At 52.2% G+C, this 26,355-nt stretch carries 26 protein-coding genes, 1 rRNA gene and 1 other annotated feature; of the genes, 9 read left to right on the plus strand and 18 right to left on the minus strand.

What is annotated here, in order from left to right:
* From WH277_RS05700 to rluD, 4 genes are all read right to left on the minus strand, one after another.
* A 16S ribosomal RNA gene (locus WH277_RS05700) occupies positions 1–340 on the minus strand; the annotation flags it as partial.
* Positions 341–818: 478 nt separating this feature from the next.
* Positions 819–3,392, minus strand: coding sequence for an ATP-dependent chaperone ClpB (clpB, locus tag WH277_RS05705; RefSeq protein ID WP_159337970.1), 2,574 nt, complete (start codon positions 3,390–3,392; stop codon positions 819–821).
* Positions 3,393–3,517: 125 nt separating this feature from the next.
* Positions 3,518–4,246: a purine nucleoside phosphorylase YfiH gene (gene yfiH / locus WH277_RS05710; RefSeq protein WP_339504946.1), complete on the minus strand. Its 729-nt coding sequence runs from the start codon at positions 4,244–4,246 to the stop codon at positions 3,518–3,520.
* Positions 4,246–5,223 (minus strand): 23S rRNA pseudouridine(1911/1915/1917) synthase RluD, encoded by a 978-nt coding sequence (gene rluD, locus WH277_RS05715; protein WP_133845971.1) that lies wholly within the window; start codon positions 5,221–5,223, stop codon positions 4,246–4,248. Before rluD ends, yfiH begins: the two co-directional genes overlap by 1 nt.
* A 134-nt stretch (positions 5,224–5,357) precedes the next feature.
* Here rluD and bamD point away from each other — a divergent pair, with 134 nt between their 5' ends.
* The 5 genes from bamD (at position 5,358) to WH277_RS05740 (ending at position 10,050) form a co-directional block, all read left to right on the plus strand.
* On the plus strand, positions 5,358–6,089 hold the full coding sequence (gene bamD / locus WH277_RS05720; RefSeq protein ID WP_133845972.1) for an outer membrane protein assembly factor BamD: 732 nt from the start codon (positions 5,358–5,360) through the stop codon (positions 6,087–6,089).
* 268 nt (positions 6,090–6,357) lie between these two features.
* Entirely contained in the window at positions 6,358–6,696 is a 339-nt protein-coding gene (gene raiA / locus WH277_RS05725; RefSeq protein ID WP_133845973.1) for a ribosome-associated translation inhibitor RaiA, read from the plus strand.
* Positions 6,697–6,794: 98 nt separating this feature from the next.
* Positions 6,795–6,929: a sequence feature (Phe leader region), on the plus strand.
* A 24-nt stretch (positions 6,930–6,953) separates the two neighbouring features.
* On the plus strand, positions 6,954–8,114 hold the full coding sequence (gene pheA / locus WH277_RS05730; protein ID WP_133845974.1) for a bifunctional chorismate mutase/prephenate dehydratase: 1,161 nt from the start codon (positions 6,954–6,956) through the stop codon (positions 8,112–8,114).
* Positions 8,115–8,236: 122 nt separating this feature from the next.
* Positions 8,237–9,292 (plus strand): ABC transporter substrate-binding protein, encoded by a 1,056-nt coding sequence (locus WH277_RS05735; protein WP_339505050.1) that lies wholly within the window; start codon positions 8,237–8,239, stop codon positions 9,290–9,292.
* Positions 9,289–10,050 carry a substrate-binding domain-containing protein gene (locus WH277_RS05740; protein ID WP_133845975.1) on the plus strand — a complete coding sequence of 254 codons (762 nt, stop codon included), beginning with the start codon at positions 9,289–9,291 and terminating at the stop codon, positions 10,048–10,050. Before WH277_RS05735 ends, WH277_RS05740 begins: the two co-directional genes overlap by 4 nt.
* On the opposite strand, the gene tyrA is transcribed toward WH277_RS05740, so the two are convergent.
* Positions 10,047–11,168, minus strand: a complete 1,122-nt coding sequence (gene tyrA, locus WH277_RS05745) for a bifunctional chorismate mutase/prephenate dehydrogenase (RefSeq protein ID WP_133845976.1) — start codon at positions 11,166–11,168, stop codon at positions 10,047–10,049. The two genes, WH277_RS05740 and tyrA, sit on opposite strands and share 4 nt — an antisense overlap.
* 15 nt (positions 11,169–11,183) lie before the next feature.
* Positions 11,184–12,254, minus strand: a complete 1,071-nt coding sequence (locus WH277_RS05750) for a 3-deoxy-7-phosphoheptulonate synthase (RefSeq protein WP_133845977.1) — start codon at positions 12,252–12,254, stop codon at positions 11,184–11,186.
* A 314-nt stretch (positions 12,255–12,568) separates the two neighbouring features.
* On the opposite strand from WH277_RS05750, the gene WH277_RS05755 reads away from it, so the two are divergent.
* Positions 12,569–13,096: a GNAT family N-acetyltransferase gene (locus WH277_RS05755; protein WP_133845978.1), complete on the plus strand. Its 528-nt coding sequence runs from the start codon at positions 12,569–12,571 to the stop codon at positions 13,094–13,096.
* On the opposite strand, the gene WH277_RS05760 is transcribed toward WH277_RS05755, so the two are convergent.
* Complete coding sequence (locus WH277_RS05760; protein ID WP_133845979.1) at positions 13,031–13,777, minus strand: GNAT family N-acetyltransferase; 747 nt, start codon at positions 13,775–13,777, stop codon at positions 13,031–13,033. The two genes, WH277_RS05755 and WH277_RS05760, sit on opposite strands and share 66 nt — an antisense overlap.
* A gap of 108 nt (positions 13,778–13,885) precedes the next feature.
* Here WH277_RS05760 and WH277_RS05765 point away from each other — a divergent pair, with 108 nt between their 5' ends.
* Positions 13,886–14,566, plus strand: coding sequence for a CTP synthase C-terminal region-related (seleno)protein (locus WH277_RS05765; RefSeq protein WP_167863249.1), 681 nt, complete (start codon positions 13,886–13,888; stop codon positions 14,564–14,566).
* Positions 14,567–14,618: 52 nt separating this feature from the next.
* Here the strand turns inward: WH277_RS05765 and WH277_RS05770 are convergent, their stop codons facing one another.
* The 9 genes from WH277_RS05770 to ffh form a co-directional block, all read right to left on the minus strand.
* Complete coding sequence (locus tag WH277_RS05770) at positions 14,619–15,089, minus strand: OmpA family protein (protein ID WP_445235314.1); 471 nt, start codon at positions 15,087–15,089, stop codon at positions 14,619–14,621.
* Positions 15,090–15,124: 35 nt separating this feature from the next.
* A complete protein-coding gene (dgcN, locus tag WH277_RS05775) occupies positions 15,125–16,354 on the minus strand; it encodes a diguanylate cyclase DgcN (RefSeq protein WP_259152520.1) in 1,230 nt (409 codons plus the stop codon).
* Positions 16,347–16,892 carry a YfiR family protein gene (locus WH277_RS05780; RefSeq protein ID WP_133845983.1) on the minus strand — a complete coding sequence of 182 codons (546 nt, stop codon included), beginning with the start codon at positions 16,890–16,892 and terminating at the stop codon, positions 16,347–16,349. The genes dgcN and WH277_RS05780 overlap by 8 nt, the downstream gene beginning before the upstream one ends.
* A 171-nt stretch (positions 16,893–17,063) precedes the next feature.
* Complete coding sequence (locus WH277_RS05785) at positions 17,064–17,996, minus strand: DMT family transporter (protein WP_133845984.1); 933 nt, start codon at positions 17,994–17,996, stop codon at positions 17,064–17,066.
* Positions 17,997–18,213: 217 nt separating this feature from the next.
* Positions 18,214–18,564, minus strand: a complete 351-nt coding sequence (gene rplS, locus WH277_RS05790) for a 50S ribosomal protein L19 (protein WP_133845985.1) — start codon at positions 18,562–18,564, stop codon at positions 18,214–18,216.
* 68 nt (positions 18,565–18,632) lie between these two features.
* Positions 18,633–19,385, minus strand: a complete 753-nt coding sequence (trmD, locus tag WH277_RS05795) for a tRNA (guanosine(37)-N1)-methyltransferase TrmD (RefSeq protein ID WP_339504957.1) — start codon at positions 19,383–19,385, stop codon at positions 18,633–18,635.
* 35 nt (positions 19,386–19,420) lie between these two features.
* On the minus strand, positions 19,421–19,969 hold the full coding sequence (gene rimM / locus WH277_RS05800) for a ribosome maturation factor RimM (RefSeq protein WP_133845987.1): 549 nt from the start codon (positions 19,967–19,969) through the stop codon (positions 19,421–19,423).
* 18 nt (positions 19,970–19,987) lie between these two features.
* On the minus strand, positions 19,988–20,236 hold the full coding sequence (gene rpsP, locus WH277_RS05805) for a 30S ribosomal protein S16 (protein ID WP_004155935.1): 249 nt from the start codon (positions 20,234–20,236) through the stop codon (positions 19,988–19,990).
* Between the two features lie 136 nt (positions 20,237–20,372).
* On the minus strand, positions 20,373–21,734 hold the full coding sequence (ffh, locus tag WH277_RS05810; protein ID WP_133845988.1) for a signal recognition particle protein: 1,362 nt from the start codon (positions 21,732–21,734) through the stop codon (positions 20,373–20,375).
* Between the two features lie 165 nt (positions 21,735–21,899).
* Between ffh and WH277_RS05815 the strand changes: the two genes are divergently transcribed.
* Positions 21,900–22,691 carry a cytochrome C assembly family protein gene (locus WH277_RS05815; protein ID WP_133845989.1) on the plus strand — a complete coding sequence of 264 codons (792 nt, stop codon included), beginning with the start codon at positions 21,900–21,902 and terminating at the stop codon, positions 22,689–22,691.
* Between the two features lie 22 nt (positions 22,692–22,713).
* Positions 22,714–24,003 carry an HlyC/CorC family transporter gene (locus WH277_RS05820; protein WP_159337964.1) on the plus strand — a complete coding sequence of 430 codons (1,290 nt, stop codon included), beginning with the start codon at positions 22,714–22,716 and terminating at the stop codon, positions 24,001–24,003.
* 47 nt (positions 24,004–24,050) lie between these two features.
* Here WH277_RS05820 and luxS read toward each other — a convergent pair whose 3' ends face one another.
* Both luxS and gshA read right to left on the minus strand, forming a co-directional pair.
* Complete coding sequence (gene luxS / locus WH277_RS05825; RefSeq protein ID WP_133845991.1) at positions 24,051–24,566, minus strand: S-ribosylhomocysteine lyase; 516 nt, start codon at positions 24,564–24,566, stop codon at positions 24,051–24,053.
* Between the two features lie 168 nt (positions 24,567–24,734).
* Positions 24,735–26,336 carry a glutamate--cysteine ligase gene (gene gshA / locus WH277_RS05830; protein WP_192933202.1) on the minus strand — a complete coding sequence of 534 codons (1,602 nt, stop codon included), beginning with the start codon at positions 26,334–26,336 and terminating at the stop codon, positions 24,735–24,737.
* Between the last annotated feature and the right edge of the window lie 19 nt (positions 26,337–26,355).

Genomic DNA, 26,355 nt, shown 5'->3' on the forward strand with positions numbered 1-26,355 from the left:
AGTCTGGACCGTGTCTCAGTTCCAGTGTGGCTGGTCATCCTCTCAGACCAGCTAGGGATCGTCGCCTAGGTGAGCCATTACCCCACCTACTAGCTAATCCCACCTGGGCACATCCGATGGTGTGAGGCCCGAAGGTCCCCCACTTTGGTCCGAAGACGTTATGCGGTATTAGCTACCGTTTCCAGTAGTTATCCCCCTCCATCGGGCAGTTTCCCAGGCATTACTCACCCGTCCGCCACTCGTCACCCAAGGAGCAAGCTCCTCTGTGCTACCGTTCGACTTGCATGTGTTAGGCCTGCCGCCAGCGTTCAATCTGAGCCATGATCAAACTCTTCAATTAAAAGTTCGATTTGCTGCAACAAGTGCAGCGATGCTCAAGTGTAAAACGTCATAATGAATTTCATTATGTGTTCACTCTTAAGACTTGATATTTTTTGTCACCCGGAGGTGACTGATATCAATCCTGCGAGTGCCCACACAGATTGTCTGATAAATTGTTAAAGAGCGGTGCAATCAGTGCCGAAGCTTCCTGTTGCGAGGTGGCGTATATTACGCTTTCCTCCTTCGGAGTCAACTTCTTTTTGAGAAGTTTTTCCGGCGTTTCAGATGCTTCCTGAACCTCCTGACACGTTGACTTGTAAGCCGTTGTTCCGTGTCAGTGGAGGCGCAGTATAGGGATTTTCTGGCGACTGACAAGGGCTAATTGCAAAAAACTTTTCACATGCTTATTTTTCATGCAAAAGCCGCTTATGACCTCGATTTATGCTGCTTTAATAAACAGAAATGGGCCAAAGGCCCATTTCTGTTACTTCCCGTGATTACTGATGTGCGACGATTACGCCATCCTGTACATCCATTTCTATGGTTTTCCCCGGAATCAGCGCACCAGAAAGTATCTGCTGTGCCAGCGGGTTCTCAATTTGCTGCTGAATTGCACGTTTCAGCGGCCTTGCCCCATAGACCGGGTCATAACCATTTTCACCCAGCTTCTGCAGCGCCGCTTCAGAGATATGCAGAGCATACCCACGATCGTCCAGACGCTGATACAGGCGTGCAAGCTGGATGCGTGCAATAGAAGCAATATGTTGCTCACCCAGCGGATGGAAGACGACCAGTTCATCGATACGGTTGATGAACTCCGGACGGAAGTTCTGGCTGACAACCGACAACACCAGTTCTTTCATCTCACCGTAGCTCAATGCACCGAAACGTTCCTGGATCAAATCAGACCCCAGGTTCGATGTCATGATGACCACCGTATTACGGAAGTCGACCGTCCTGCCCTGCCCGTCAGTAAGACGGCCATCATCCAGCACCTGCAACAGAATGTTAAACACATCCGGATGCGCCTTTTCTACTTCATCCAGAAGGATGACAGAGTAAGGTCTGCGGCGAACCGCCTCGGTCAGATAGCCCCCTTCTTCATAACCGACATAGCCCGGAGGTGCCCCGACGAGACGAGACACTGAGTGTTTTTCCATAAACTCGGACATATCGATACGCACCATCGCGTCATCGCTGTCGAACATAAAGTTAGCCAGTGCCTTACACAACTCGGTTTTCCCTACCCCAGTTGGCCCAAGGAACAGGAACGAACCAATCGGGCGATTCGGATCGGCCAGGCCAGCACGGCTGCGACGAATCGCATTCGATACCGCTTCCACTGCCTCATTCTGACCAATCACCCGCGTATGCAACTCCTGCTCCATACGCAGTAACTTGTCACGCTCACCTTCCATCATGCGAGCGACAGGAATACCGGTCCAACGTGCCAACACATCAGCAATCTCAACATCGGTAACACGGTTACGCAGCAGCCGCATGGTTTTACCTTCGGTCTGCGTCGCGGCAGCAAGCTGTTTTTCCAGCTCTGGAATTTTCCCGTATTGCAGCTCGGACATCTGCCCGAGGTCTCCCTGACGACGTGCCTGCTCCATGGCCAGCTTCGCCTGTTCTAACTCAGTTTTAATATGCTGAGTACCAGAGAGCTCCGCTTTTTCAGCTTTCCACTCTTCTTCCAGTTCTGAGTATTCACGCTCTTTCTGGTTCAGCTCAGTTTCCAGCATCTCCAGCCGTTTGATACTGGCATCGTCAGACTCTTTCTTCAGCGCCTGCTGCTCCAGTTTCAGCTGAATGATACGTCGCTCAAGGCGGTCAAGAGACTCTGGCTTCGAGTCGATCTGCATACGAATACTCGACGCGGCCTCATCAATCAGGTCAATCGCCTTATCCGGTAACTTACGGTCAGAAATGTAGCGATGCGATAAAGTCGCCGCTGCCACGATAGCCGGGTCAGTAATCTGCACATGGTGATGCAGCTCATAACGCTCTTTCAGCCCACGCAGGATCGCGATGGTATCTTCCACACTCGGTTCAGCAACAAAGACCTTCTGGAAGCGTCGCTCCAGCGCAGCATCTTTTTCTATATACTGGCGATATTCATCCAGGGTGGTGGCGCCCACGCAGTGCAGTTCACCACGCGCCAGTGCAGGTTTCAGCATGTTGCCCGCGTCCATTGCGCCATCAGCCTTACCGGCACCGACCATGGTGTGCAACTCATCAATAAACAGAATGACATTGCCTTCCTGTTTCGACAGGTCGCTGAGCACCGCTTTCAGGCGCTCTTCGAATTCACCACGATATTTGGCACCCGCCACCAGCGCTCCCATATCAAGTGCCAGTACCCGGCGGCCTTTCAGACCTTCTGGCACTTCACCATTAATGATGCGCTGCGCGAGGCCTTCAACGATGGCGGTTTTACCAACACCAGGTTCACCGATCAGTACCGGGTTGTTTTTAGTACGGCGCTGCAAGACCTGAATCGTACGGCGAATTTCTTCGTCACGGCCAATAACCGGGTCAAGTTTACCCAGCTCCGCGCGCTCGGTCAGATCGATGGTGTATTTTTTCAGTGCCTGCCGCTGATCTTCAGCTCCCTGGTCGTTCACGCTATCGCCTCCACGCATCTGGTCGATCGCTTTCGTCAGCTTATCGCTGGTGACCCCCGCAGATTTGAGCAAATCTGCCAGAGAACCACGCGAGTCAAGCGCCGCCAGAACGAATAATTCGGATGAAATAAAGTTGTCGGCACGTTTTTGCGCCAGTTTGTCACACAGGTTAAGCACCCGTACCAGGTCAGCAGAAGGTTGAACATCACCCTCGGTGCCTTCGACCTGCGGTAAACGGCTGAGTGCCTGTTCAATGTTGGTACGCAGTGAAGCGACATCAACACCGGCAGCGGTCAGTAAAGGACGAACGGATCCGCCATCCTGATTGAGCAACGCGCTCATCAGATGCAGAGGTTCGATGAATTGATTGTCACGGCCGAGGGCCAGAGATTGAGCATCAGCCAGAGCCAGCTGAAATTTGTTAGTAAGACGATCCAGACGCATAATTTCCCCCTATCAGGTCAAATTGCTACTGGAGATTAAATGAGGTCATCCCTCAAATTTTTCAAGGTAATGACCTGACATTTTGGAGAAAAAAACATCAATCCGGACCGTCTTATGGCGCTAGGTTATATCAGCCAGATCAAACTTGCCATACGGCCAGTGACGCCATCGCGTCGGAAGGAGAAAAATTGCTCACTTTGATTGAGGGTACATTGGCCGTCACCCCAGACGTGGCGCACGCCGATGGCCTCTAAACGCTGTTTTGCTAAATGTCCGAGATCGGCATAAAACTTTTCACCCTTAGGGAGAAAAGCGGCTGCAGCGGCTGGATTTTGCGCAATAAAAGCCTCACGCACTTCCGGCCCGACCTCAAAAGCATCCGGACCAATCGCCGGGCCAAGCCAGGCGAAAATCTGCGACGGAGGGGCAGAAAAGGCATTAATTGTTGCCTCCAGCACGCCATCACATAATCCACGCCAGCCAGCATGCGCGGCAGCCACTTCCTGGCCATCCTGCGAACAAAAAAGCACCGGCAGACAGTCAGCCGTCATCACAGCACAGACAACGCCAGGGGTTCGGGTATAAGCCGCATCCGCACGCAGTGAAGCCGGCACCTTCCAGTCCAGCGTCAGAACCTCTGTACCATGAACCTGCTCAAGCCATTGTGGCATGGACGGTAAATCGGCCAGTTCCAGCAGGCGCTGACGGTTAGTCTGCACATGCTGCAACTCATCGCCCACATGAGCACCGAGGTTAAGACTGTCCCACGGAGCCTGGCTGACGCCCCCCTGGCGCGTACTACTGCACGCGCGAACGTTAGCGGGGGCCAACCACTTTGGTACAATCAGGCTCATTACCAGTCCAGTTGCTCTTTAAATTCTTCGGTATCCGCTTTCAGTGCATTGATCAAATCGACCATGTCCTGTGGCAGCGGTGCATGCCATTCCATTTCAATCCCGGTAATCGGGTGATAGAGACGGAGCATGGTGGCGTGCAGGGCCTGACGATCGAAACCACGCAGCGTACTGATAAAGGCATCTGATGCCCCTTTCGGTGGACGCGGACGACCACCGTACAGCGGATCACCCACCAGCGGATGGTTAATGTGCGACATATGCACACGGATCTGGTGAGTACGGCCAGTTTCCAGACGCAGGCGCAAACGCGTATGGGCACGGAAATGCTCCATAATGCGGTAATGCGTCGTTGCTGGTTTACCCATCGGATGCACTGCCATGTGGGTACGTTTAGTCGAGTGACGACTGATCGGTTGATCAACCGTACCGCCTGCTGTCATACGACCAATAGCCACGGCTTCATACTCGCGAGTGAACTCGCGCAGTTGCAGTGACTCCACCAGGTGCGTCTGTGCAGGGACTGTTTTCGCCACCACCATCAGACCTGTCGTATCTTTATCCAGACGGTGCACAATGCCAGCACGAGGCACATCAGCAATCGCCGGGAAATGATGCAACAGTGCATTCAGCACCGTGCCATCAGGATTACCGGCTCCCGGATGAACCACCAGATCGCGCGGTTTGTTAATCACCAGAATGTCGTCATCTTCATAGACGATGTTCAGTGGGATATCCTGCGCTTCCCAGCGAGCTTCTTCGTCAATTTCCGCATCGATGATAATTTGCTCACCGCCGAGCACTTTTTCTTTCGGTTTGTCGATAATTGCACCGTTGACGGTGATGCGACGGTCGAGAATCCATTCTTTTATGCGGGAACGTGAATAATCAGGGAACAATTCGGCCAAAGCCTGATCTAAGCGTTGTCCGAGTTGCGATTCGGATACCGTTGCGTTGAGTTTTACTTGTTGTGCCATAAATAAACAGCTTCTTCGTTAACGTTGGGTTTTCACGGCGATGCCGTTTAATATAATGTGCTATCGTACCTGGTCACTATCGGAAGCTTAACGGACAGCTTCCTGAATAACACTCTGAGGATAAGCAAATCGTCATGACGCGTATGAAATATCTGGTGGCTGCAGCCACGTTGAGCCTGGCATTAGCTGGATGTTCCGGCTCCAAGGATGTGGTGCCTGACAGCCCGCCTTCCGAGATTTATGCCACTGCCCAGCAAAAACTGCAGGACGGTAACTTTAAAGGAGCAATAACGCAACTGGAAGCGCTTGATAACCGCTATCCATTCGGCCCTTACTCCCAGCAAGTTCAGCTAGACCTGATCTACGCATACTACAAAAATGCCGATTTGCCGCTGGCGCAAGCCGCCATTGACCGCTTTATGCGCCTGAATCCAACGCATCCGAACATTGATTACGTTATTTATATGCGTGGTCTGACGGACATGGCGCTGGATGACAGTGCATTGCAAGGCTTTTTTGGTATCGACCGCTCAGACCGCGATCCAACCCATGCGCGTGATGCTTTCAAAGACTTCTCGCAGCTGCTGCGTGGCTATCCAAACAGCCAGTATGCAACCGATGCACGCAAGCGCCTGGTGTTCCTGAAAGATCGTCTGGCGAAATATGAGTTATCCGTGGCGGAATTCTACACTAAACGCGAGGCGTATGTCGCTGTGGTTAACCGTGTAGAGCAAATGCTGAAAGATTACCCGGATACAAAGGCTACGCGCACTGCACTGCCGCTGATGGAAAATGCTTACCGTCATCTGCAGCTGAATGCAGAAGCCGATCGTGTGGCAAAAATCATTGCGACCAATCAGGCCTGAGTCTGACCTGACAAAAATGGCAGCCTCTGGGCTGCCATTTTTTTGACTAAAAAACGGCAAAATGCCAAATTTCCAGTCAGGTTAACCTATCAACAATGCCACTGAAAATGCCCCTCGACAACCCCCAGGGCCCTATTTACCCGCCCATCTCACAGTTTTGTTCTTCTTGACAAAAAGCGACAAAATAACGTGATTTTGATCACACATTTTCACACTTTTCGCGGTATGCTGGGTTCACCAAGACGGAAATGACAGAGAGGTAAGCACTATGGTACTGAACATTACCAGCAAGCAAATGGAAATTACTCCGGCTATCCGCCAACATGTCGAAGACCGTCTCGCCAAACTTGAAAAGTGGCAAACTCATCTGATAAATCCACACATTGTTTTGTCAAAAGAGCCGAAAGAGTTTGTTGCCGATGCAACTATCAATACGCCAAACGGCCCGCTGATTGCCAGCGCCAAGCATGAAGATATGTACACAGCCATCAACGATCTGATTAACAAGCTGGAACGTCAGCTGAATAAAGTTCAGCATAAAGGTGAAGCGCGCCGCGCCACCGCCAGTGTTAAAGATCTGAGTGTGGTTGAGACAGACGAAGAGTAATCGGTTTAAACCGTCATAACGCGCCTGCGGGCGCGTTTTTTATTGACAGAATGAAATTGCAGCGGTTACTTTATCCTTCCAGACATCATGGATAGCACAATGAGATCAGCACCGTTTTTCTTCGCATTCTTTTTTACCTTCTTTACCTTCCCCTGATTTGGGAGGCAATTCGTCGTGTAAGAGTGAATGCGAAGACGAACATTAAAGCCTCCCAAACGGGAGGCTTTTTTTTTAGTAACATCTGACAGGTAGCAAATATGAATCCCGAAAATCCTTTGCTGGCTCTGCGCGGTAAGATCAGCGCACTGGACGAACAACTGCTGGCCCTGCTGGCCCAGCGCCGTGCGCTGGCGGTAGAAGTTGCTGAGGCCAAAATGGCCACCCACCGTCCCGTCCGTGATATCGACCGCGAACGCGATCTGCTTGAGCACCTGATCACTCTGGGCAAAGGCCATAAGCTGGATGCGCATTACATCACACGCCTGTTTCAGCAAATCATTGAAGATTCCGTGCTGACTCAGCAGGCGCTGCTGCAAAAACATCTGAACAACACCAACGCTCACTCTGCGCGCATCGCCTTTCTCGGGCCAAAAGGCTCTTACTCGCATCTGGCATCACGCCACTATGCCGCACGTCATTTCGATAACTTCATTGAGAATGGCTGCCTGAAGTTTCACGATATCTTCAATCAGGTTGAAACCGGGCTGGCTGACTACGCCGTGCTGCCGGTTGAGAATACGACTTCAGGGTCAATCACTGATGTCTATGACCTGTTGCAGCAAACCAGCCTGTCTATTGTCGGTGAGATCACTATCCCTATTGATCACTGCGTCCTCGTCTCCGGTAATACTGACCTGCAGCAGATTGAAACAGTCTACAGTCACCCTCAGCCATTCCAGCAGTGCAGCCAGTTCATCAATCGTCATCCGCACTGGAAAATTGAGTACACCGAAAGTACTGCGGCTGCGATGGAGAGAGTCGCTGCCATGAATTCACCGAAAGTTGCCGCGCTGGGCAGTGAAGCCGGCGGTGAGCTTTATGGTTTACAGGTGCTGGAGCGGAATCTGGCTAACCAGCGCCAGAACATTACCCGCTTCATCGTACTGGCCCGTAAGCCGGTCGAGGTTTCACTCCAGGTTCCGGCAAAAACCACGCTGATTATGGCCACTGGCCAGCAGGCAGGCGCCCTGGTGGAAGCTCTGCTGGTGCTGCGAAAACATAATCTGACAATGAGTAAACTGGAGTCGCGCCCGATTAACGGGAATCCATGGCAGGAGATGTTTTACATCGATTTCCAGGGCAACCTGAATACCGATGCTGTACAGCAGGCGCTAAGCGAGCTGACGCCAATCACACGTTCCCTGAAGGTACTGGGCTGCTACCCTAGCGAAAACGTCGTCGCCATCGATCCCCAGTAACGCCGGACACCTCGCCAGCCCAATCGCGGCTGGTGATTTTCCCCTTTTGCCACAGAGAATCATTTACCCTGTGATGTCGATCGCTATATCATAAGATATACAACGATACTCAGGCAGCGATGATGACTTCCCTTTTCCGCTCTTTTTCCGTACTTATTCTTTCTGCTTTATTCGTTTTTTCTGCGCAAGCATCACGCCAGGTAACCGATCAGCTCGGTCGTCAGGTGACATTGCCCGATCGCGTTGATCGGGTCGTCGTCCTTCAGCATCAGACCTTAAATCTACTGGTACAGCTCGATGCCACGGGAAAAATAGTCGGCATTCTCAGCAACTGGAAACAGCAGCTGGGCGACGGCTATGCACGTCTGGTACCCCAGTTGAATACGTTGCCGATGCTGGGCGATCTGACCCATGTTGATCTGGAGAAGCTGGTTGCCCTTCATCCGCAGGTGGTGTTTGTCACGAACTATGCGCCCCAGGAAATGATTGATCAGATTCAGGATCTCGGCATCGCTGTTATTGCCATCTCTCTGCGTACCGACAGCGGCACACAGCAGGCCCAGCTCAACCCACAGTTAGAAAATGAAGAACAGGCCTACAATGATGGCCTTGCACAGGGTATCCGTCTGATTGGCGAGGTGGTCAATCAGCAAAAGCAGGCCGACGCTCTGGTTGCAGAAACCTTTAAACAGCGTCAGCAGGTTGCCGACCGGCTCAAGGACATTCCGGAAAAAGAGCGTATTCGTGTCTACATGGCTAACCCCGATCTGACAACCTATGGTTCGGGGAAATACACTGGGCTGATGATGGCGCATGCCGGAGCAATGAACGTTGCCGCATCAACCGTTAAGGGCTACAAGCAGGTTTCAATGGAGCAAATTCTGGCATGGAATCCGCAGGTCATCTTTGTCCAGGACCGTTATCCAAAAGTACTCGACGAGATTAACCAGCAGCCCGCCTGGCAGGTCGTGGATGCCGTCAAAAATCACCGGGTTTATCTGATGCCAGAGTATGCCAAGGCCTGGGGCTACCCGATGCCGGAAGCGATGGCACTGGGAGAATTGTGGATGGCGAAGAAACTGTACCCGGCCAGATTTACGGATATTGATATGCAGCAGCAGGCAGACGGCTGGTATCAACGTTTTTACCGTACTCACTACCACAGCAACAACGGATGAAGCCTTTACAGGTATTGGCCGCGGGCAGCCTGCGTCACGTCTGGCCAGGCGTGGTAAGTGCATTCCAGCACTATTATCCGGCGGGGATAGAAACGCAGTTCGGTCCAGCCGGAATACTGCGTCAGCGTATAGAGCAAGGTGAGGCCTGCGATTTGTTCGTCTCTGCCAGTATTGCCCATCCGCAGACACTGTTACAGGCAGGGCTGGCACAAAGGACAGGCGTATTCTGCCATAACTTTTTGTGCCTGAACGTTCGCAGCGATAGCGTCGATTCGGCGGCTGAGTGGCTCGATCTGTTGCGCAATCCTGCTCTGCGTCTCGCCACCTCAACACCTGGCTGCGATCCCTGTGGCGATTACGCCTGGCAGCTATTCGAACGTATTGGACAGCATGAGACTGAACTGGGCCAACGGTTAAAGCAGCGTGCGATGCCACTGGTCGGTGGAAAGGATTCCGTACCCGTACCTCCGGGGATGCAGGCTTCAGTCTGGTTGATAAAGTCAGGGCAGGCCGATCTCTTTATTGGCTACCGCAGCTATGCGCATCTTCTACAGGCGAATGAGGGTATTACGACGTTGTTGATACCTGAGGCGTGGCAAACTCGCGCTGACTACGGCTATGCCGTTTGTCAGCCCGCAGGCCACAAGCTCGCTGAGCTGTTGTTAACTTGTGAGGGACAGGAGATTTTCGTCAAGGCGGGGTTTGGTACGATTAAAACGGAGGGGCCAGATATGTCGGCCCCTCCTGTTAAACACTAGGGTCTGCTGTCATTTGCCTGACGCAGTAACGTGCGGCTTTCTGCCTGGAAGCGTTTCGCGTGGTCGCCAAACCAATGCTCTACCCGGCGGAAGCTGTCGATAAACGCCTGCTTATCGCCCTGCTCCAGCAACTTTATTGCCTCTCCAAACCGCTTATAATACCGTTTGATCAGGGCCAGATTGCTTTCTGAAGACATAATAATGTCGGCGTAGAGCTGTGGATCCTGAGCAAACAGGCGTCCGACCATCGCCAGCTCCAGTCGATAGATCGGTGATGAAAGCGCCAGCAGTTGGTCCAGTTGAACATTTTCTTCTGCCAGGTGCAGACCATAAGCAAACGTAGCGAAGTGGCGCAATGCCTGAATAAACGCCATGTTCTGGTCATGCTCCACGGCACTGATACGGTGCAGGCGTGCGCCCCATACCTGAATCTGTTCCAGGAACCACTGATAGGCTTCCGGCTGACGACCATCACACCACACCACCACCTGCTTCGCCAGGCTGCCGCTATCCGGGCCGAACATGGGGTGTAACCCCAGCACCGGTCCTGCATGCGCGGCCAGCATGGCCTGCAACGGTTTATTTTTCACCGAGGCCAGATCCACCAGGATGCAATCCTGCGGCAGCGGAGGCAGCTCACCAATCACCTGCTCGGTCAGATGGATAGGAACACTAATAATCACCATGCCCGCGTTGGCCAGCATCGCTTCTGCGTTATCCCAGTCACCTTTATCGAGGATCTGTACCTGATAACCCGACAGGGTAAGCATCTTCTCAAACAGACGCCCCATCTGCCCCTTACCGCCAACAATCACTACCGGACGCAGTTCGGGACAGAGGGTTTTAAAGCCCTTATCGTTTTCGCTGGTGTAGGATTCACGCATCACGCGGCGCAGAACATCCTCGATCAGATCGGGAGGCACGCCCAGCAACTCCGCTTCATGACGGCGTGAGGCCAGCATCGTGGCCTCACGCTCAGGAACATAAATCGGTAACCCGTAGCGGCTTTTTACCTCGCCGACTTCGGCGACCAGCGTCAGCCGTTTCGCCAGCAGATCCAATAGCGCTTTATCGACTTCATCAATTTGATCGCGTAACGCGGTCAGTTCAGCCACCATAACTCATTAACCCTCTTACGACAGACGCGCCGCCAGTACTCCGGTCAAATCCTGATGAATTTCACGCAGCAGGGTTTCCGTTGTTTCCCAGTTAATGCAGGCATCGGTAACGGAAACGCCGTAGCGCATATCACTGCGCGGCTGCTCAGAAGACTGGTTGCCTTCGTGAATGTTACTTTCCAGCATCAGACCCATAATTGAACGGTTGCCATCTTTAATCTGCGCAACGGCAGACTCGGCCACGCCGGACTGGCGACGAAAATCTTTATTAGAATTGCCATGACTGCAATCTATCATCAAGGAAGGACGGAGTCCCGCCTGCTGCATCTCTTTTTCGCACTGCGCCACATCGGCCGGACCGTAGTTCGGGCTTTTCCCACCGCGCAGGATCACATGCCCGTCAGGATTACCCTGGGTTTGCAGCAAGCACACCTGCCCTGCCTGGTTAATACCCACGAAACGGTGTGGCATCGCGGCTGCACGCATTGCATTAATCGCGGTGCCAAGACTGCCATCGGTACCATTTTTGAAGCCTACCGGCATTGAGAGGCCCGACGCCATTTCGCGGTGTGTCTGCGATTCGGTGGTACGTGCACCGATGGCCGACCAACTGAACAGATCGCCAAGGTATTGCGGGCTGTTTGGATCCAGCGCTTCCGTTGCCAGTGGCAAGCCCATCTCCACCAGATTCAACAGTAGCTGACGTGCAATATGGAGGCCAGCTTCCATATCAAAGGTGTTATCCATATGTGGATCGTTGATCAGACCTTTCCAGCCAACTGTGGTACGTGGCTTTTCAAAGTAGACGCGCATCACAATGTAGAGCTGGTCTTCCACCTGGTCCGCCAGTGCTTTCAAATCGCGGGCATAGGCCAGTGCAGCTTCAGTATCGTGGATAGAACAAGGGCCACAGACCACCAGCAAGCGATGATCTTTTCCGCTGATGATATCGGAAATAGTCTGACGTGAAGCGGCAATCTGCCCTTCCAGTACGCTGTTCAGCGGGAACTGTTTTTTCAGTTCTTCCGGGGTAATCAGAATCTGTTCATCAGCGATGTGAACGTTATTCAGCGCATCTTTTTGCATGATCGTCATCCTGGTCATTCGATTAATAGGGATCCTCAGTGAGGTTGCTGACAACTGTACCAGAATGCGTACATAAAACAATATAGTGATGTACAGATTTATTACCACAGAGAAGAAAGCCACACCAATAAAACAATTTAAATAAATAAATACAATAAGTTAAACAAGAACCCTCAAAATACACCACAACTCAAACTGTAATTATATATTTACAGATGGTATTTCAACATCAAAAAAGCCAATCATTTCCAATACCTGCCCTCCTGAGAGGCGCTATAATTTTTGTCCGTCAGGAAAATAATTCAGAGTGAATCATGAAAATAGTCATACGCCCATTCGAAAACAGTGATGCTGTAGCCTTCGTCGAGGCCGTCAGGGAGTCACTGAAGAGTTTAATACCGTGGATGGCATGGGCGCATGAAGATTACACAGCCGAGGAAGCACTTAAGTGGTTCAGCTACACCCATTTACAGCGCCGTCAGGGCGTAGCGAATGAATGCGGGCTGTTTACAGAAGACGGGCGGCTTCTGGGGGGCGTGGGGCTGCGTTACAGCAGCGGCCCCGATATCCCTGCCGCTCTTGGTTACTGGGTACGACGTAGCGAACAGCGTAAAGGTATTGCCCGTCAGGCTGTGTGCCAGATTGCAGCGCAGGCTTTTGAGCAACCGGATATTGACGTCATCGAAATCCTGGCGGCTGAGAGCAATATCGCCAGCCGCGCTGTTGCCACCCGCGTAGGCGCAGAGCTGATTGCCATACGCTTCGGGCTTATCGTATTAAAGAGTGGGCCAATTAACACTGCCATCTATCGGCTTTACCGCCCGCATCAGGTTGCCGAGTGACTGACGCTGCTGCCCGCTGGCATCAATATTCTCTGCAGAAAGCCACTGAACCAGCGCCTGATTGATCGCAGGCCACTCACTATCAATAATCGAGAACCAGTCTGAATCCCGTGAACGCCCTTTGCGTGCCATCATTTGACGAAAGGTTCCTTCCCAGGTAAACCCCAGGCGCAGTGCCGCCTGACGTGAGGGCTCGTTCAAAGAGTCGCACTTCCATTCACAGCGACGATATCCCAGCGTAAAGGCATTGTTGATCATCAGCCAAAGCGCTTCCGTACCGATCACCGTGCGTTTCATCAGAGGTGACCAGGTGACACCACCAATCTCCAGAACGCCGTTAGACGGATCGATGCGTAAATACGATACCAGGCCGACAGGCTTATCACGCCTTGCACAAAAGAGGGTAAAGGTCACAAAGCCGTTCTCGGCTGCACGCTGACTGAGCCAGATACGAAAGGCCTCCACCGATTCAGGACGTTCTTCCGTTAGCCAGGTCCAGTCCCGACCATCGGGCGCTGAAGCATAGGCCGTATAAAGATCCTCGCAATGAAGCTCAACATTCAGGGGTTCCAGCCGGCAGTAAATGCCGACCATTCGGTTTGCTTCTGGTACCGACACTGATTGCCAATAAGGCAATGCCGGACCGACAGGTTGACCAAATTCATTCATACGCTGCGTCATGTCTCTCTCCTTAATCTGCGTTAATTTTCAGCTTAGAAATAACTTTAGCGGCTTGCCAGCATCATGACTGTGCAGTAGCATCCTTTTTTACCTGCACAGGAAACACTCATGATCCGTTTAGCTCTGGTTGGTGACTATCGCCCCGATGCCGTTGCGCATCAGGCCATTCCAAAAGCAGTTCAACTTGCCTCACACGCCCTTCAGCTCAATGTCAGCCCGCAGTGGCTTCCCACTGAATCCATCACCGACAGCGGTGTTTTACAGGAATATGATGCCCTGTGGCTGACGCCGGGTAGTCCGTATAGTAACGACGAGGGGGCATTCCTCACTCTTCGTTATGCCCGGGAAAACAACGTGCCCTTTCTCGGCTCCTGCGGGGGGTTTCAGTATGCCATTGTTGAGTACGCGCGTAATGTCATGGGTTGGAGCGATGCAGGACATGCCGAAACCGACAGCGGTGGGCGTCTGGTGATCGCGCCATTAAGCTGTTCGCTGGTCGAAAAAACCGGGGATATTGTGATTGAACCTGGCTCGCTTCTGGCACAGGCTTACGGTAAGACAGAAATCAGCGAAGGGTATCACTGTAACTTTGGCGTCAACCCGGATTTTGTTGCCGATCTAAAAACGTATCCGCTGCGACTGACAGCCTGGGATCGTGAGGGGGATGTGCGGGCAATGGAACTTCCGGGACATAAATTCTATGCCGCTACATTATTCCAGTCCGAACGCGCTGCACTGCGTGATGAGCTGTCACCACTGGTCGTCGAACTGCTGCGCGCGGCCAGATAATGATGCTGCCTCGCCCGCGATAGCCGACGAGGCAGAGTCTCTTTAGACTGCTTCAGGGGGCGGTGATAACGACCGCTACACGACGATTTTCTGCCCGGCCCTGTGATGTTTTGTTGCTCTGTACCGGGTCGCTGTCACCCAACCCCCGGGTCGTGATATTTCTGCGTGCTACACCGGCTCCGCTTGCCCAGGCATCGGCTACCGCGTTGGCACGCTTCAGTGACAACGCCTCGTTATATTTCTCATCACCATAGTTATCGGTATGCCCATCAAGGCGCGCGTGATGCAGCCCAGTGCTGGAGAGTAACTTAGCCATGCGCTGAACGGTTGCAACACTCTCCGGCGTCAGCTCTGACTTATTTTTACCAAACAGGATCTTCTCAGAGATCCCCAACATCCATCCTTCCGGGATTTCACTAAACCCCTGTGATCGCATAGCGCTGATCTGTTCAGGCGAGAATTTACCCTGAGGTGCGCTCTGGCAGGCCGCCAGTAACAGCACCAATACGAGTCCAGTCATCATTCTTATTGTTTTCATCATATCTCCCATGATTATCACTAAGAAGCAGCACGCTGATGATGCTGCTGCTTCTCCAGATACATACTGCGATCGGCCGCTTCCATCACGCCTTCGGCAGTCGCAGCCTGGCTGGCTACCGCGCGGCCAATACTTAGTGTCATCACCACGGACTCACCGCCCTGAAGATCAATCGGCTCAGCCATGCGCAGATTAATCGCGTCAATCACCGCCTGGACTTCATTATCATGGCTGACATTTTCAAGGATCATGGCAAATTCATCCCCTCCAAAACGGCAGACAAGATGGGTGTTTGCAGCACAGTCAGATAATCGCTGCGCTATCGCCATCAGGACTTCATCTCCCGCTGCATGCCCCCAGGTATCATTGATACCCTTAAAGTTATCTCCATCCATAAACAGCAGCGCAGTATGGGTTTTACGGGCACTATCACTCAGCACACTGTCCAGTGCACTGCGAAATGCAGCACGATTGGCCAGCCCGGTCAGCGGATCGTGCAGCGCGCGTTTCAGCAGAGAATCTCGCTCCTGTTGTTCACGCAGTTGCCACTTTTCAATTTCGGTCAGCAGGCTGTTAAAATCCTCACCGAACACGTGCAGTTCATTAATTTTTGAGGGAGGAACCCGACGTGAAAAATTACGCGTGGCGCGAATATCATGCACAACGCCGGTCATGCTCCTTAACGCAGCGATCAGCCCACTGAATAAATGACGAGTAAACAGGAGTGCGACCAGCGAGGCCAGCAGCAAACAGATCGTCAGCACACTGAGGGAGCGGTAGACAAAGTCCGTCACGGTGGCATCTTCGCCTGTTAGCGTGATATTGCCGACTTTTACCCCATTATGCAGGATGGGTTGCTGTACCGGTTTGGGGAATAACCAGCCGGAGACCGCACGCGCCAGTGGGTCTGTATTCATTTCATGTTCATTCCCCTCACCCCAATGGGCAAGTTCATTGCCTTTTATGTCGGTCACCACTGCCGAAGAGAACTGTCCCTGTTTTCCCAGCTCATTCAGGGTGTCCATCGCGGCATTACCGTCACGAAACACTACTGCAGCTTCCAGGCTGTGGCTGACGGTATAAGCCAGCAGTTGCAGATTCTTATCTGCATACTGACGGAATGACAGCATTGAGGTGGCGGAAATAAACAGCCACGCCACGGTCATCGTGGTCACTACGCTGATCACACTGATACGTAACAGCGCATTGCGAAAGCTGGCCCTGTTGTAATCTGCCGAGGATTTATCCATGTCGCTTACTCCCTGAAGATGCCAGCATTAATACATCGGGATGCACCCGAACGCCGCTTCGACCCAGCGAGTCGAGGTTCACCGAAAAACTCACCCGGTGATTAATAAATTTAAGGCAAAATGCGCTGCCGGTTGCGCACTCAGGGGTTTGTTCAGCAATGGTGAGCAGCGGGCGCAGCTGATAGCTGTTAATCAGTTCAACCTGCTGCTGCGAAGATTCACGGCCAAAGTAGAGAATATCGCACTGCGAGACCAGCGCCTGTTGTGCATCCTCTACGGGGATTGCCTGCCAGACAGCAGGAGGGTGCTCAACTGAAGCTGCGGTGAGCGCAGGAGCGAAGTACGCAGAACGAAAGATACACAGACGGGGAAGCCCGGTAAGGTGTGGCCATCGGGTATAGCTGATAATACCCGCGACGGTCTGGCGCACGTCTGCCGCTGACACACCCGAAGGTGCATCAGTTAACGTTTCACTCCTGATCGGCAGAGTGACGCTACTCAGCAAGAGTGGCAGTAACAGCACGCATATTTTCGCCATGAAACCTCTATCATCCCGGCCATTAATTTGGCCCCGTCATCACGGGTTTCATCACCCCACCTCTATTCAGAAATATCCTAACATCCTGTGAAACATTCGTCATCATGTGGCAAATGACAAAAAAGGCCAGCCTCACGGCCAGCCCATTATTCATCCCGACTTATTGCTCTCTCAACCGCTCACATTTAGCGGCGTGATCGCCCGGCGATGGCGCCGTTCAAAATACATGGAAATCATCCCACCGGTCACGACCAAACCCGCGCCGAAAATGGTCGCTGACTCTGGCAATGTGTCCCAGAACAGGTAGCCAATAAATACCGACCAGATCAACGTACTGTAATCAAACGGCGCCAGCAAAGAAGCATCTGCATATTTCAAACTCAGGGTCAGCAGGATTTGCGTAATCCCTCCCAGCAGACCGCAACCAAGCAGCAACATCAGTTGCCTGCCATTCGGTATCGTCCAGCCAAACCACAGTGTGAAAAGCGATGTCAGCGTGGTGGTTATCGCAAACCAGAAAGCAATGGCTCCTGGCTTCTCAATACCATTCAGATAACGAATCTGTATCGATGCACCTGCAATACACACTGCTGCCATCAGCGCCAGAATCATGCCAAGCGTAGACAGCCAGCTCACCGAGCTTAATGCCCCTTCCCGGCCAAAAAATAGCTGGCCAGACATCATCACCAGGATGCCAATAAATCCGGCAATCACTGCCACCCATCGATGATATTTCACCTTCTCACGCAGAAAAATTGCCGCCATGATCACGGTAATCAACGGCGCCGCATAGTTGATGGCAGTCACATCGGTCAGGGAGATATAGAGCAGTGCAAGGTAGCTAAAGTACAGGCCCCCCGTTCCGGCCAGTCCACGCAGAAAATGCCCTTTCACATTGCGGGTACGGATGCCATCAAGGATGTTGCCCTGGCACCACAGCCAGATAAACAGAGGGATCAGCGCAACAGAAGAACGAAAGAAGATCACTTCCCCGACCGGAATGGTGCCATCCAGGCCTTTCACGCAGGCCATCATTAACGTAGAGGTCAGGGCACCGGCGATTTTCATCGACACACCGGTCGAGGGACTGGGCGAAGGGCGCATAGCGTGCAGAATTCCTGGCAGTAGATAGGTATCTATCAAACATACGCGGAATTTTTTTTATATCAGCTTAAAAATCAGCATGAAACGACTTTTTATTTTTTTTCGCGGAGGCAAAAGGCAGGAAATTTCGCAAGATGTATGCGATCGTGACAAACTCAAAAAAAAGGGGCCAACCTTTCGGTCAGCCCCTTTATTGCTATTAACTATCAGATGTCGCTTAAGCGCCCAGACGTTCTTTGATACGTGCAGACTTACCAGTACGCTCACGCAGGTAGTACAGTTTGGCTTTACGTACAGCACCACGACGTTTCACAGCAATCGAGTCGATTACTGGGGAGTGAGTCTGGAATACACGCTCAACGCCTTCGCCGTTAGAAATTTTGCGAACAGTGAATGCAGAATGCAGACCGCGGTTACGAATAGCGATAACCACGCCCTCGAATGCCTGCAGACGCTTTTTAGCACCTTCAACGACCCATACTTTCACTTCCACGGAATCACCCGGACGGAATGAAGGTACGTCCTGTTTCATCTGTTCTTGTTCGATCTGCTTAATAATGTTGCTCATAATTAAATCTCTTATCCTGGGTAAACTGATAGTTAAGGCGAACTAAGCGCTATGCCCGTTCAACCGTATCATCGTTTTGTTGCCTGGGTGTGTTCCCGTTGGAACTCAGCCAGCAACTTTGCTTGCTCTTCAGTCAGAGCCAGGTTTTCCAGAAGTTCAGGTCTTCTAAGCCAGGTACGGCCCAGCGACTGTTTCAGGCGCCACCGGCGAATATCAGCATGGTTGCCCGACAGTAAAACTGACGGAACCTCCATCCCTTCTAACACCTCAGGCCGGGTATAGTGTGGGCAATCCAGCAAACCATCGGAAAACGAATCTTCCTCGGCTGACGCCTGTTTTCCCAGTACCCCCGGAATAAACCGGGAAACCGAGTCAATCAGCGTCATTGCTGGCAGCTCGCCACCACTGAGTACGTAATCCCCAATCGACCATTCTTCATCGATTTCGGTTTTAATCACGCGCTCATCAATCCCTTCGTAGCGACCACAGACCAGAATTAATTTCTGGTTGGTCGCCAGCTCGCAAACCCCATCTTGATCGAGTTTACGCCCCTGAGGTGACAGATAAATCACCTTAGCGCCTTCTCCTGCCGCCGCTTTTGCTGCGTGGATGGCATCCCGTAAAGGTTGAACCATCATTAGCATTCCCGGACCGCCGCCGTATGGACGTTCGTCCACGGTGCGATGCCGATCATGAGCGAAGTCACGAGGACTCCAGCTCTGAATGCTGAGCAGGCCATTTTTTACTGCCCGGCCAGTTACTCCGTAATCGGTAATTGCGCGAAACATTTCAGGAAACAGGCTGATTACACCAATCCACATACTTTGCGCCGGAGTATTACCGTTTTGTTCGGAGCTCAAAAACCAGGATCCCAATCTACCGTGATAACACGAGTAGTGAGATCGACATTCTTGATAACCTGTTCATCGAGGAACGGAATTAACCGCTCCTGCGCACCGAATGCATCCTTCAGGTTTGCCTTAACGACGATAACGTCGTTCGAACCGGTTTCCATCATATCGATGACTTTACCCAGCTCGTAGCCTTCAGTCGTGACCACCTGGCAGCCCATAAGGTCTTTCCAGTAGTAGTCGCCGTTATCCAGCTCTGGCAGTTGCTCTGAGTCCACGACAATTTCGCAATTGGTCAGTAGGCCCGCGGCATCACGATCGTCAATGCCTTTGACTTTGATGATCATGTCCTGATTGTGGCGCTTCCAGCCTTCCAGCTCGACAAGCTGCCATTGACCCGCCCGCTGGATAAACCACGGCTGATAGTCAAAAATGCTTTCGGCGTCTTCGGTGGAGGAAAACACTTTGAGCCAACCACGAATACCGTAGGCCGAGCCCATCTTCCCCAGAATTAACGGGTTAGCGGGAGGCTGGGCGGTGAGTTGCTTGCTCATGTTGACCACCGTGACAGATTAAGCTGCTTTCTTAGCTTGTTTGATCAGCGCGTTAACGCGATCAGACAGAGTAGCGCCCTGGCCAACCCAGTGCTCAATGCGGTCCAGATCCAGACGCAGTGGTTCAGCCTGACCTGAAGCGATCGGGTTGAAGAAACCAACGCGCTCAATGAAGCGACCGTTGCGAGCATTACGGCTGTCGGTTACGACTACCTGATAAAACGGACGCTTTTTAGCGCCGTGACGTGCCAAACGAATTGTTACCATAACATCCTCTTTAGTTAATAAAACAGCCGGGCCCCATTGAGGGAACGGGGCCCGGATGCAATATAAAAAGCCCGAAAATTTTACTCATTTTGGCGCAAAAAGCAATCTAATTCGCCTGAGTCATTTTCTGGCTGACTTAGCGGCCAGGGAAGCCCGGCGGCATCATACCTTTCATGCCGCGCATCATCTTCGCCATACCGCCCTTCTTCATCTTCTTCATCATGCGCTGCATGTCGTCGAACTGCTTCAATAAGCGGTTAACGTCCTGCACCTGCATACCTGAACCGGTGGCAATGCGGCGCTTACGGGAGCCTTTGATAATCTCAGGTTTTTCACGCTCTTTGCGTGTCATTGAATTAATCATCGCTTCCATGCGCACCAGCACTTTGTCGTCCATCTGCGATTTAACATTATCTGGCAGTTGGCCCATGCCCGGCAGCTTGCCCATCAGGCTCGCCATACCGCCCATGTTGCGCATCTGCTTCAACTGGTCGAGGAAGTCGTTCAGGTCGAAACCATCCCCCTTCTTCAGCTTACTGGCCAGTTTTTCTGCCTGCGCACGGTCTACTTTGCTTTCAATATCTTCGATCAGCGACAACATGTCGCCCATACCGAGAATACGAGAGGCAATACGATCCGGGTAGAACGGTTCCAGGGCTTCGGTTTTCTCACCGACGCCCATAAATTTAATCGGCTTACCGGTAATATGACGAATCGACAGCGCAGCACCACCGCGGGCATCACCGTCGACTTTCGTTAGTACCACACCCGTCAACGGTAAGGCTTCGTTGAACGCTTTCGCGGTGTTGGCGGCATCCTGGCCGGTCATCGCATCGACCACAAACAGTGTTTCAACCGGATTAATCGCGGCGTGAATCTGTTTGATCTCATCCATCATCGCTTCATCAACGTGCAAGCGACCTGCGGTATCCACCAGCAGCACATCGTAGAATTTCAGCTTCGCCTGTTGCAGCGCGCTGGTAACGATATCGACCGGTTTCTGACTGAGGTCTGACGGGCAGAAATCAACGCCGACCTGCTCTGCCAGTGTTTCCAACTGTTTAATCGCCGCAGGGCGATAAACGTCAGCAGACACCACCAGTACTTTTTTCTTGTGCTTTTCACGCAGGAACTTACCCAGCTTACCGACGCTGGTGGTTTTACCCGCACCCTGCAAGCCCGCCATCAGTACCACAGCAGGTGGCTGAGCAGCCAGGTTCAGAGTGTTGTTCTCTTCCCCCATGGCAGCAACCAGTTCGTTTTTAACGATCTTAACGAACTCCTGGCCCGGGGTCAGGCTTTTGTTCACTTCATGACCGACGGCGCGCTCTTTGACGCGTCCGATAAAGTCACGGACGACCGGCAGCGCGACGTCAGCTTCCAGCAACGCCATGCGCACTTCGCGCAGCGTGTCTTTAATATTATCTTCAGTCAGCCGCCCGCGGCCGCTGATATTGCGCAGGGTCTGCGACAGTCTGTCGGTTAAATTATCAAACATCGTCTCTCGCTCAACGTAATGAGAGGCCGCCTCGGCGACACAATGGCGCGGATTATAACATAGAGGCGCTGGGATCTCAGCCATATGCGATGAGATCGTTTGGAGCCAGCAGCCGCTGGCGCTATACTGACTTTTTTCTTCTCTGGCCGATACCTGACGAATTCTATGTCTGTAATTGCGATTCTGGCGCTACTCGCCTACTCATTCAGCCTTGCACTGATCGTTCCCAGCCTGTTGCGTAAAAACAGCACCTGGCGTCGTCTGGCAGTGCTTTCTGCCATCGCCGCCCTGGTTTGCCATGCCGTGGCGCTGGAGCAGCGTATTTTCGGACCAGATGGCGGGCAGAACCTCAGCCTGCTGAACATTGGTTCGCTGGTGAGCCTGTTGATCTGTGCGATTATGACGATTGTTGCCTCCCGCAACCGTGGCTGGATTTTGCTGCCGATTGTTTACAGCTTTGCGCTGATCAACCTGGCATTTGCCACATTTGTGCCTAACGCCTTTATTACCCACCTGGAAACCACGCCGGGCATGATGGTGCACATCGGGCTGGCACTTTTCGCCTATGCCACACTAATTATTGCCGCACTGTATGCATTACAGCTGGCCTGGATTGACTGGCTACTGAAGAACAAGAAGCTGGCCTTCAGCAACGATATCCCTCCGCTGATGACCATCGAACGTAAAATGTTTCATATCACCCAGATCGGCGTGGTGCTGTTAACGCTGGTACTCTGTACCGGATTGTTCTATCTGCAAGATCTGTTCAGCCGTGAAAATATCGATAAAGCCGTGCTGTCTATCCTGGCCTGGTTCCTCTATATCGTCCTGCTGTGGGGCCATTATCACGAAGGCTGGCGCGGTCGCCGTGTCGTATGGTTCAACTGCGGAGGCGCATTTTTACTGACCATGGCTTATTTCGGTAGCCGCATGCTGCAGCACTTCCTAACCTCCTGATTGACCACCACAAGGATTTCCCTTGGAACACGTTTCAACCACGACCCTGATCATCACGCTGGTTATTATGATTTTGGTGTCGGCGTACTTTTCCGGTTCCGAAACCGGCATGATGACACTCAACCGCTACAAGCTGCGTCATCAGGCTAAAAATGGTAACCGTGCCGCACGTCGTGTCGAAAAATTACTGCGTCGTCCTGACCGACTGATCAGCCTGGTGCTGATCGGCAATAACCTGGTCAACATTCTGGCCTCTGCGCTGGGAACCATTGTCGGCATGCGTTTGTATGGCGATGCGGGTGTGGCGATTGCCACCGGCATTCTGACCTTTCTTGTTCTGGTTTTTGCTGAAATCTTGCCAAAAACCATCGCAGCGCTCTATCCGGAAAAAGTGGCCTTCCCCAGCAGCGTGCTGCTCGGCCCCTTGCAGATTGTTATGATGCCGCTGGTATGGCTGCTGAACACCATTACCCGCATGCTGATGCGTCTGGTGGGAATGAAGAGCGATGGCGCAATCAGTGCGGCTTTGAGCAAAGACGAATTGCGTACCATCGTGTACGAATCGCGTTCACTGATGTCACGCCGCAATCAGGATATGCTGCTGTCCGTCCTCGATCTTGAAAAAGTGAATGTCGATGACATCATGGTGCCGCGTAACGAAATTGTCGGTATCAATATTAACGACGACTGGAAATCGATCGTACGCCAGCTGACTCACTCACCCCACGGCCGTATCGTCCTGTATCGCGACACCCTCGACAATGCCATGAGCATGCTGCGTGTGCGCGAAGCTTATCGTCTGATGACCGAGAAGAAAGAGTTCACCAAAGAGGTGATGCTGCGCGCCGCGGATGAAATTTACTATGTGCCAGAAGGAACACCGCTCAACGTACAGCTGGTAAAGTTCCAGCGGAATAAGAAGAAGGTCGGGCTGGTCGTCGATGAGTACGGCGATATTAAAGGTCTGGTGACCATCGAAGATATTCTGGAAGAGATTGTCGGCGACTTCACCACGTCCATGTCCCCAACGCTGGCCGAAGAAGTGGTACCACAGAATGATGGTTCGGTATTGATTGAGGGCAGCGCAAACATACGCGAGCTCAATAAAGCCTTTAACTGGACACTGCCGGAAGTCGAAGCGCGCACCGTTAACGGCATGATCCTTGAGGCATTGCAGGATATTCCGCTCGCCAATACCACGGTACAAATTGGCCATTATGCCGTCGACATTCTTGATGTGCAGGACAATATGATTAAGCAGGTACGGATTACACCGCAAACGTCGCTAAAGGAGTCGGTGGGATCGTCGTAGGGGTCAGGCATGCCTGACCGGGGCGAAGCATGCTTCGCCCCTACGATTTAGATATGCAGTTCTTTCAGTTTTTCTTTCGGCAGCGCCAGTTCATCGTTACGGTTAACGCGAATGTCGTTGTCGAGGATGTTACGCGCGATGTCCTGCGCTTCATCCAGTGAGTGCATTTCACAGGTCCCGCACTGATAAATATTCAGTTCAGGGATATCACTCTGGTTTTTCACTTTCAGCACATCAGCCATCGCGGCTTTCCATGCTTTTGCTACACGCTGCTCGTCCGGCGTGCCAATCAGGCTCATGTAGAAGCCCGTACGGCAACCCATTGGCGAAATATCAATGATTTCCACACCGTCACCGTTCAGGTGATCGCGCATGAAGCCGGCAAAAAGGTGCTCCAGCGTGTGGATACCGCGTTCGGTCAAAATCTCGATATTCGGTCGGCAGAAACGCAGATCGAAAACCGTGATGGTGTCGCCAGCAGGCGTGTTCATGGTTTTAGCTACGCGTACAGCAGGAGCGGCCATGATGGTGTGATCGACGGTAAAGCTATCCAGCAATGGCATACTTGTTACCTCAACAAATGAATTTATTTTTGAACTGATGAAACTTTCTCGAACGCTGCGCGTCTGAATATATGAAAGACGCGCATTTGTTATCATCCATCTCATCCCTGACAACAACAGAGATGCGAATTTTGGCCACAGTTATGTGGCCTTTTTCTTTTGTATCGCTTAGCTCTTACCTTTCAAAAAGGTTTCAAGGTCAAGCGTATCACTTTCTTCAATGTCCTGCTGACTATCCTGCGATCGTTGCGCTTCATCGCTAAACTGCTGTTCGGTCAGCACTTCCAGTGACTCTTCGCTTAACTGAGCACGATACTGCTCGGCCAGGGCCAGCCCGGCACCCGCGATACCGTTCTCTTTTAAAATATCCAGGAATCGCGCGGAATAGGTCAGCTCGGGATCGTCGAATGATGCCACCAGTCGGTCACAAACTTCCTGGTAATGATGTTCGTCACTCTGACTGTCGAGCGTTTCCGCCACGCGACGGAGATCGCTGAACAATGCCTTGCCCACATCAACCAGCAAATGCTGCGACTCTTCGCATCCCATGCTGATCGTCTGACCGGGTTTGCGCCCTTCAAGGATCACTCGATTCCAGTTTTTACGTGTGCAGGCAAGCTCAGCGCTGTTCATCTCAGGCGCATCGGCCAGCGTACACCAGACCAGGAACAAATCGAGGAACCGCACCTGGTTCGCATCCACACCAATCGGTGAGAAGGGATTAATGTCCAGTGAGCGGACTTCGATATATTCAATCCCACCGCGCTGCAGTGCATCCGAAGGTGCCTCGCCAGAACGTGTCACACGCTTTGGTCGGATCGGCGCGTACAGCTCGTTTTCAATCTGCAATACATTGGTATTCAGCTGTAACCAGTCACCGTTTTCATCTTTCACCCCCATCGCAGCAAACTCTTCCGACGGTGTTTTAATCGCCGCTTTCAGACCAGTAATGTAGTCCGGAAGATTGTTGAAGGTGATGCCAAGATTACTCTGGGATTTATTGGTATAGCCCAGATCGCTCAGACGCAGTGAGGTCGCATACGGCAGTGACAGCATTCCCTTATCACTGCGATCAAACGGCAGTGCGCTCTCCTTGCCTTGCAGGAATGAGGAACAGATCGCCGGTGAAGCACCGAACAGATACGGGATCACCCAGCCAAAGCGATAATAGTTACGGATCAGGCGCAGATAGCCATCAGAGATAGCCTCTTTTCCGCTTTCAGCATCCTTCACCCCAGCCCACTCCTGCCAGAAGGAGAGCGGCAGTGAGAAGTTATAATGCACGCCAGAGATAATCTGCATCAGCGCGCCGTAACGGTTTTTGAGACCCTGGCGATACAGTGTTTTCATCTGGCCAATATTCGAACGACCATACTGCGCCAGCTCGATATCCTGATCGGGAGCGATCATGCATGGCATGCTCATCGGCCACATACGTTCTTCGCCTAACTCACGGGCGACATGGCGATGGATATCCCGCAAGAATGCCAGCAGATGATCAATATCCTGATGGACCGGCGTGATAAATTCTAATAATGCTTCGGCAAAGTCAGTGGTAATCCACTTATGTGTTAAAGCTGAACCAAGAGAAGCTGGGTGTCCGGTAGTGGCAAGATGGCCATCCGGCCTGACGCGCAGCGTTTCGCGCTCAATGCCGCGACCAATACCTTTAAGTGCGTCAGGATGAGCTTCCAGCCAGGAAAGCGCCTGTGATACGTCCGGGATCAAATTGACCTCCCGCTCAGAGAAAAATTTATTATTGTTCAGCATAATGTTAACCGTAGCGCCG

The sequence above is a fragment of the Erwinia sp. MYb416 genome (genome assembly GCF_037479575.1).
Taxonomy (GTDB): domain Bacteria; phylum Pseudomonadota; class Gammaproteobacteria; order Enterobacterales; family Enterobacteriaceae; genus Erwinia; species Erwinia rhapontici.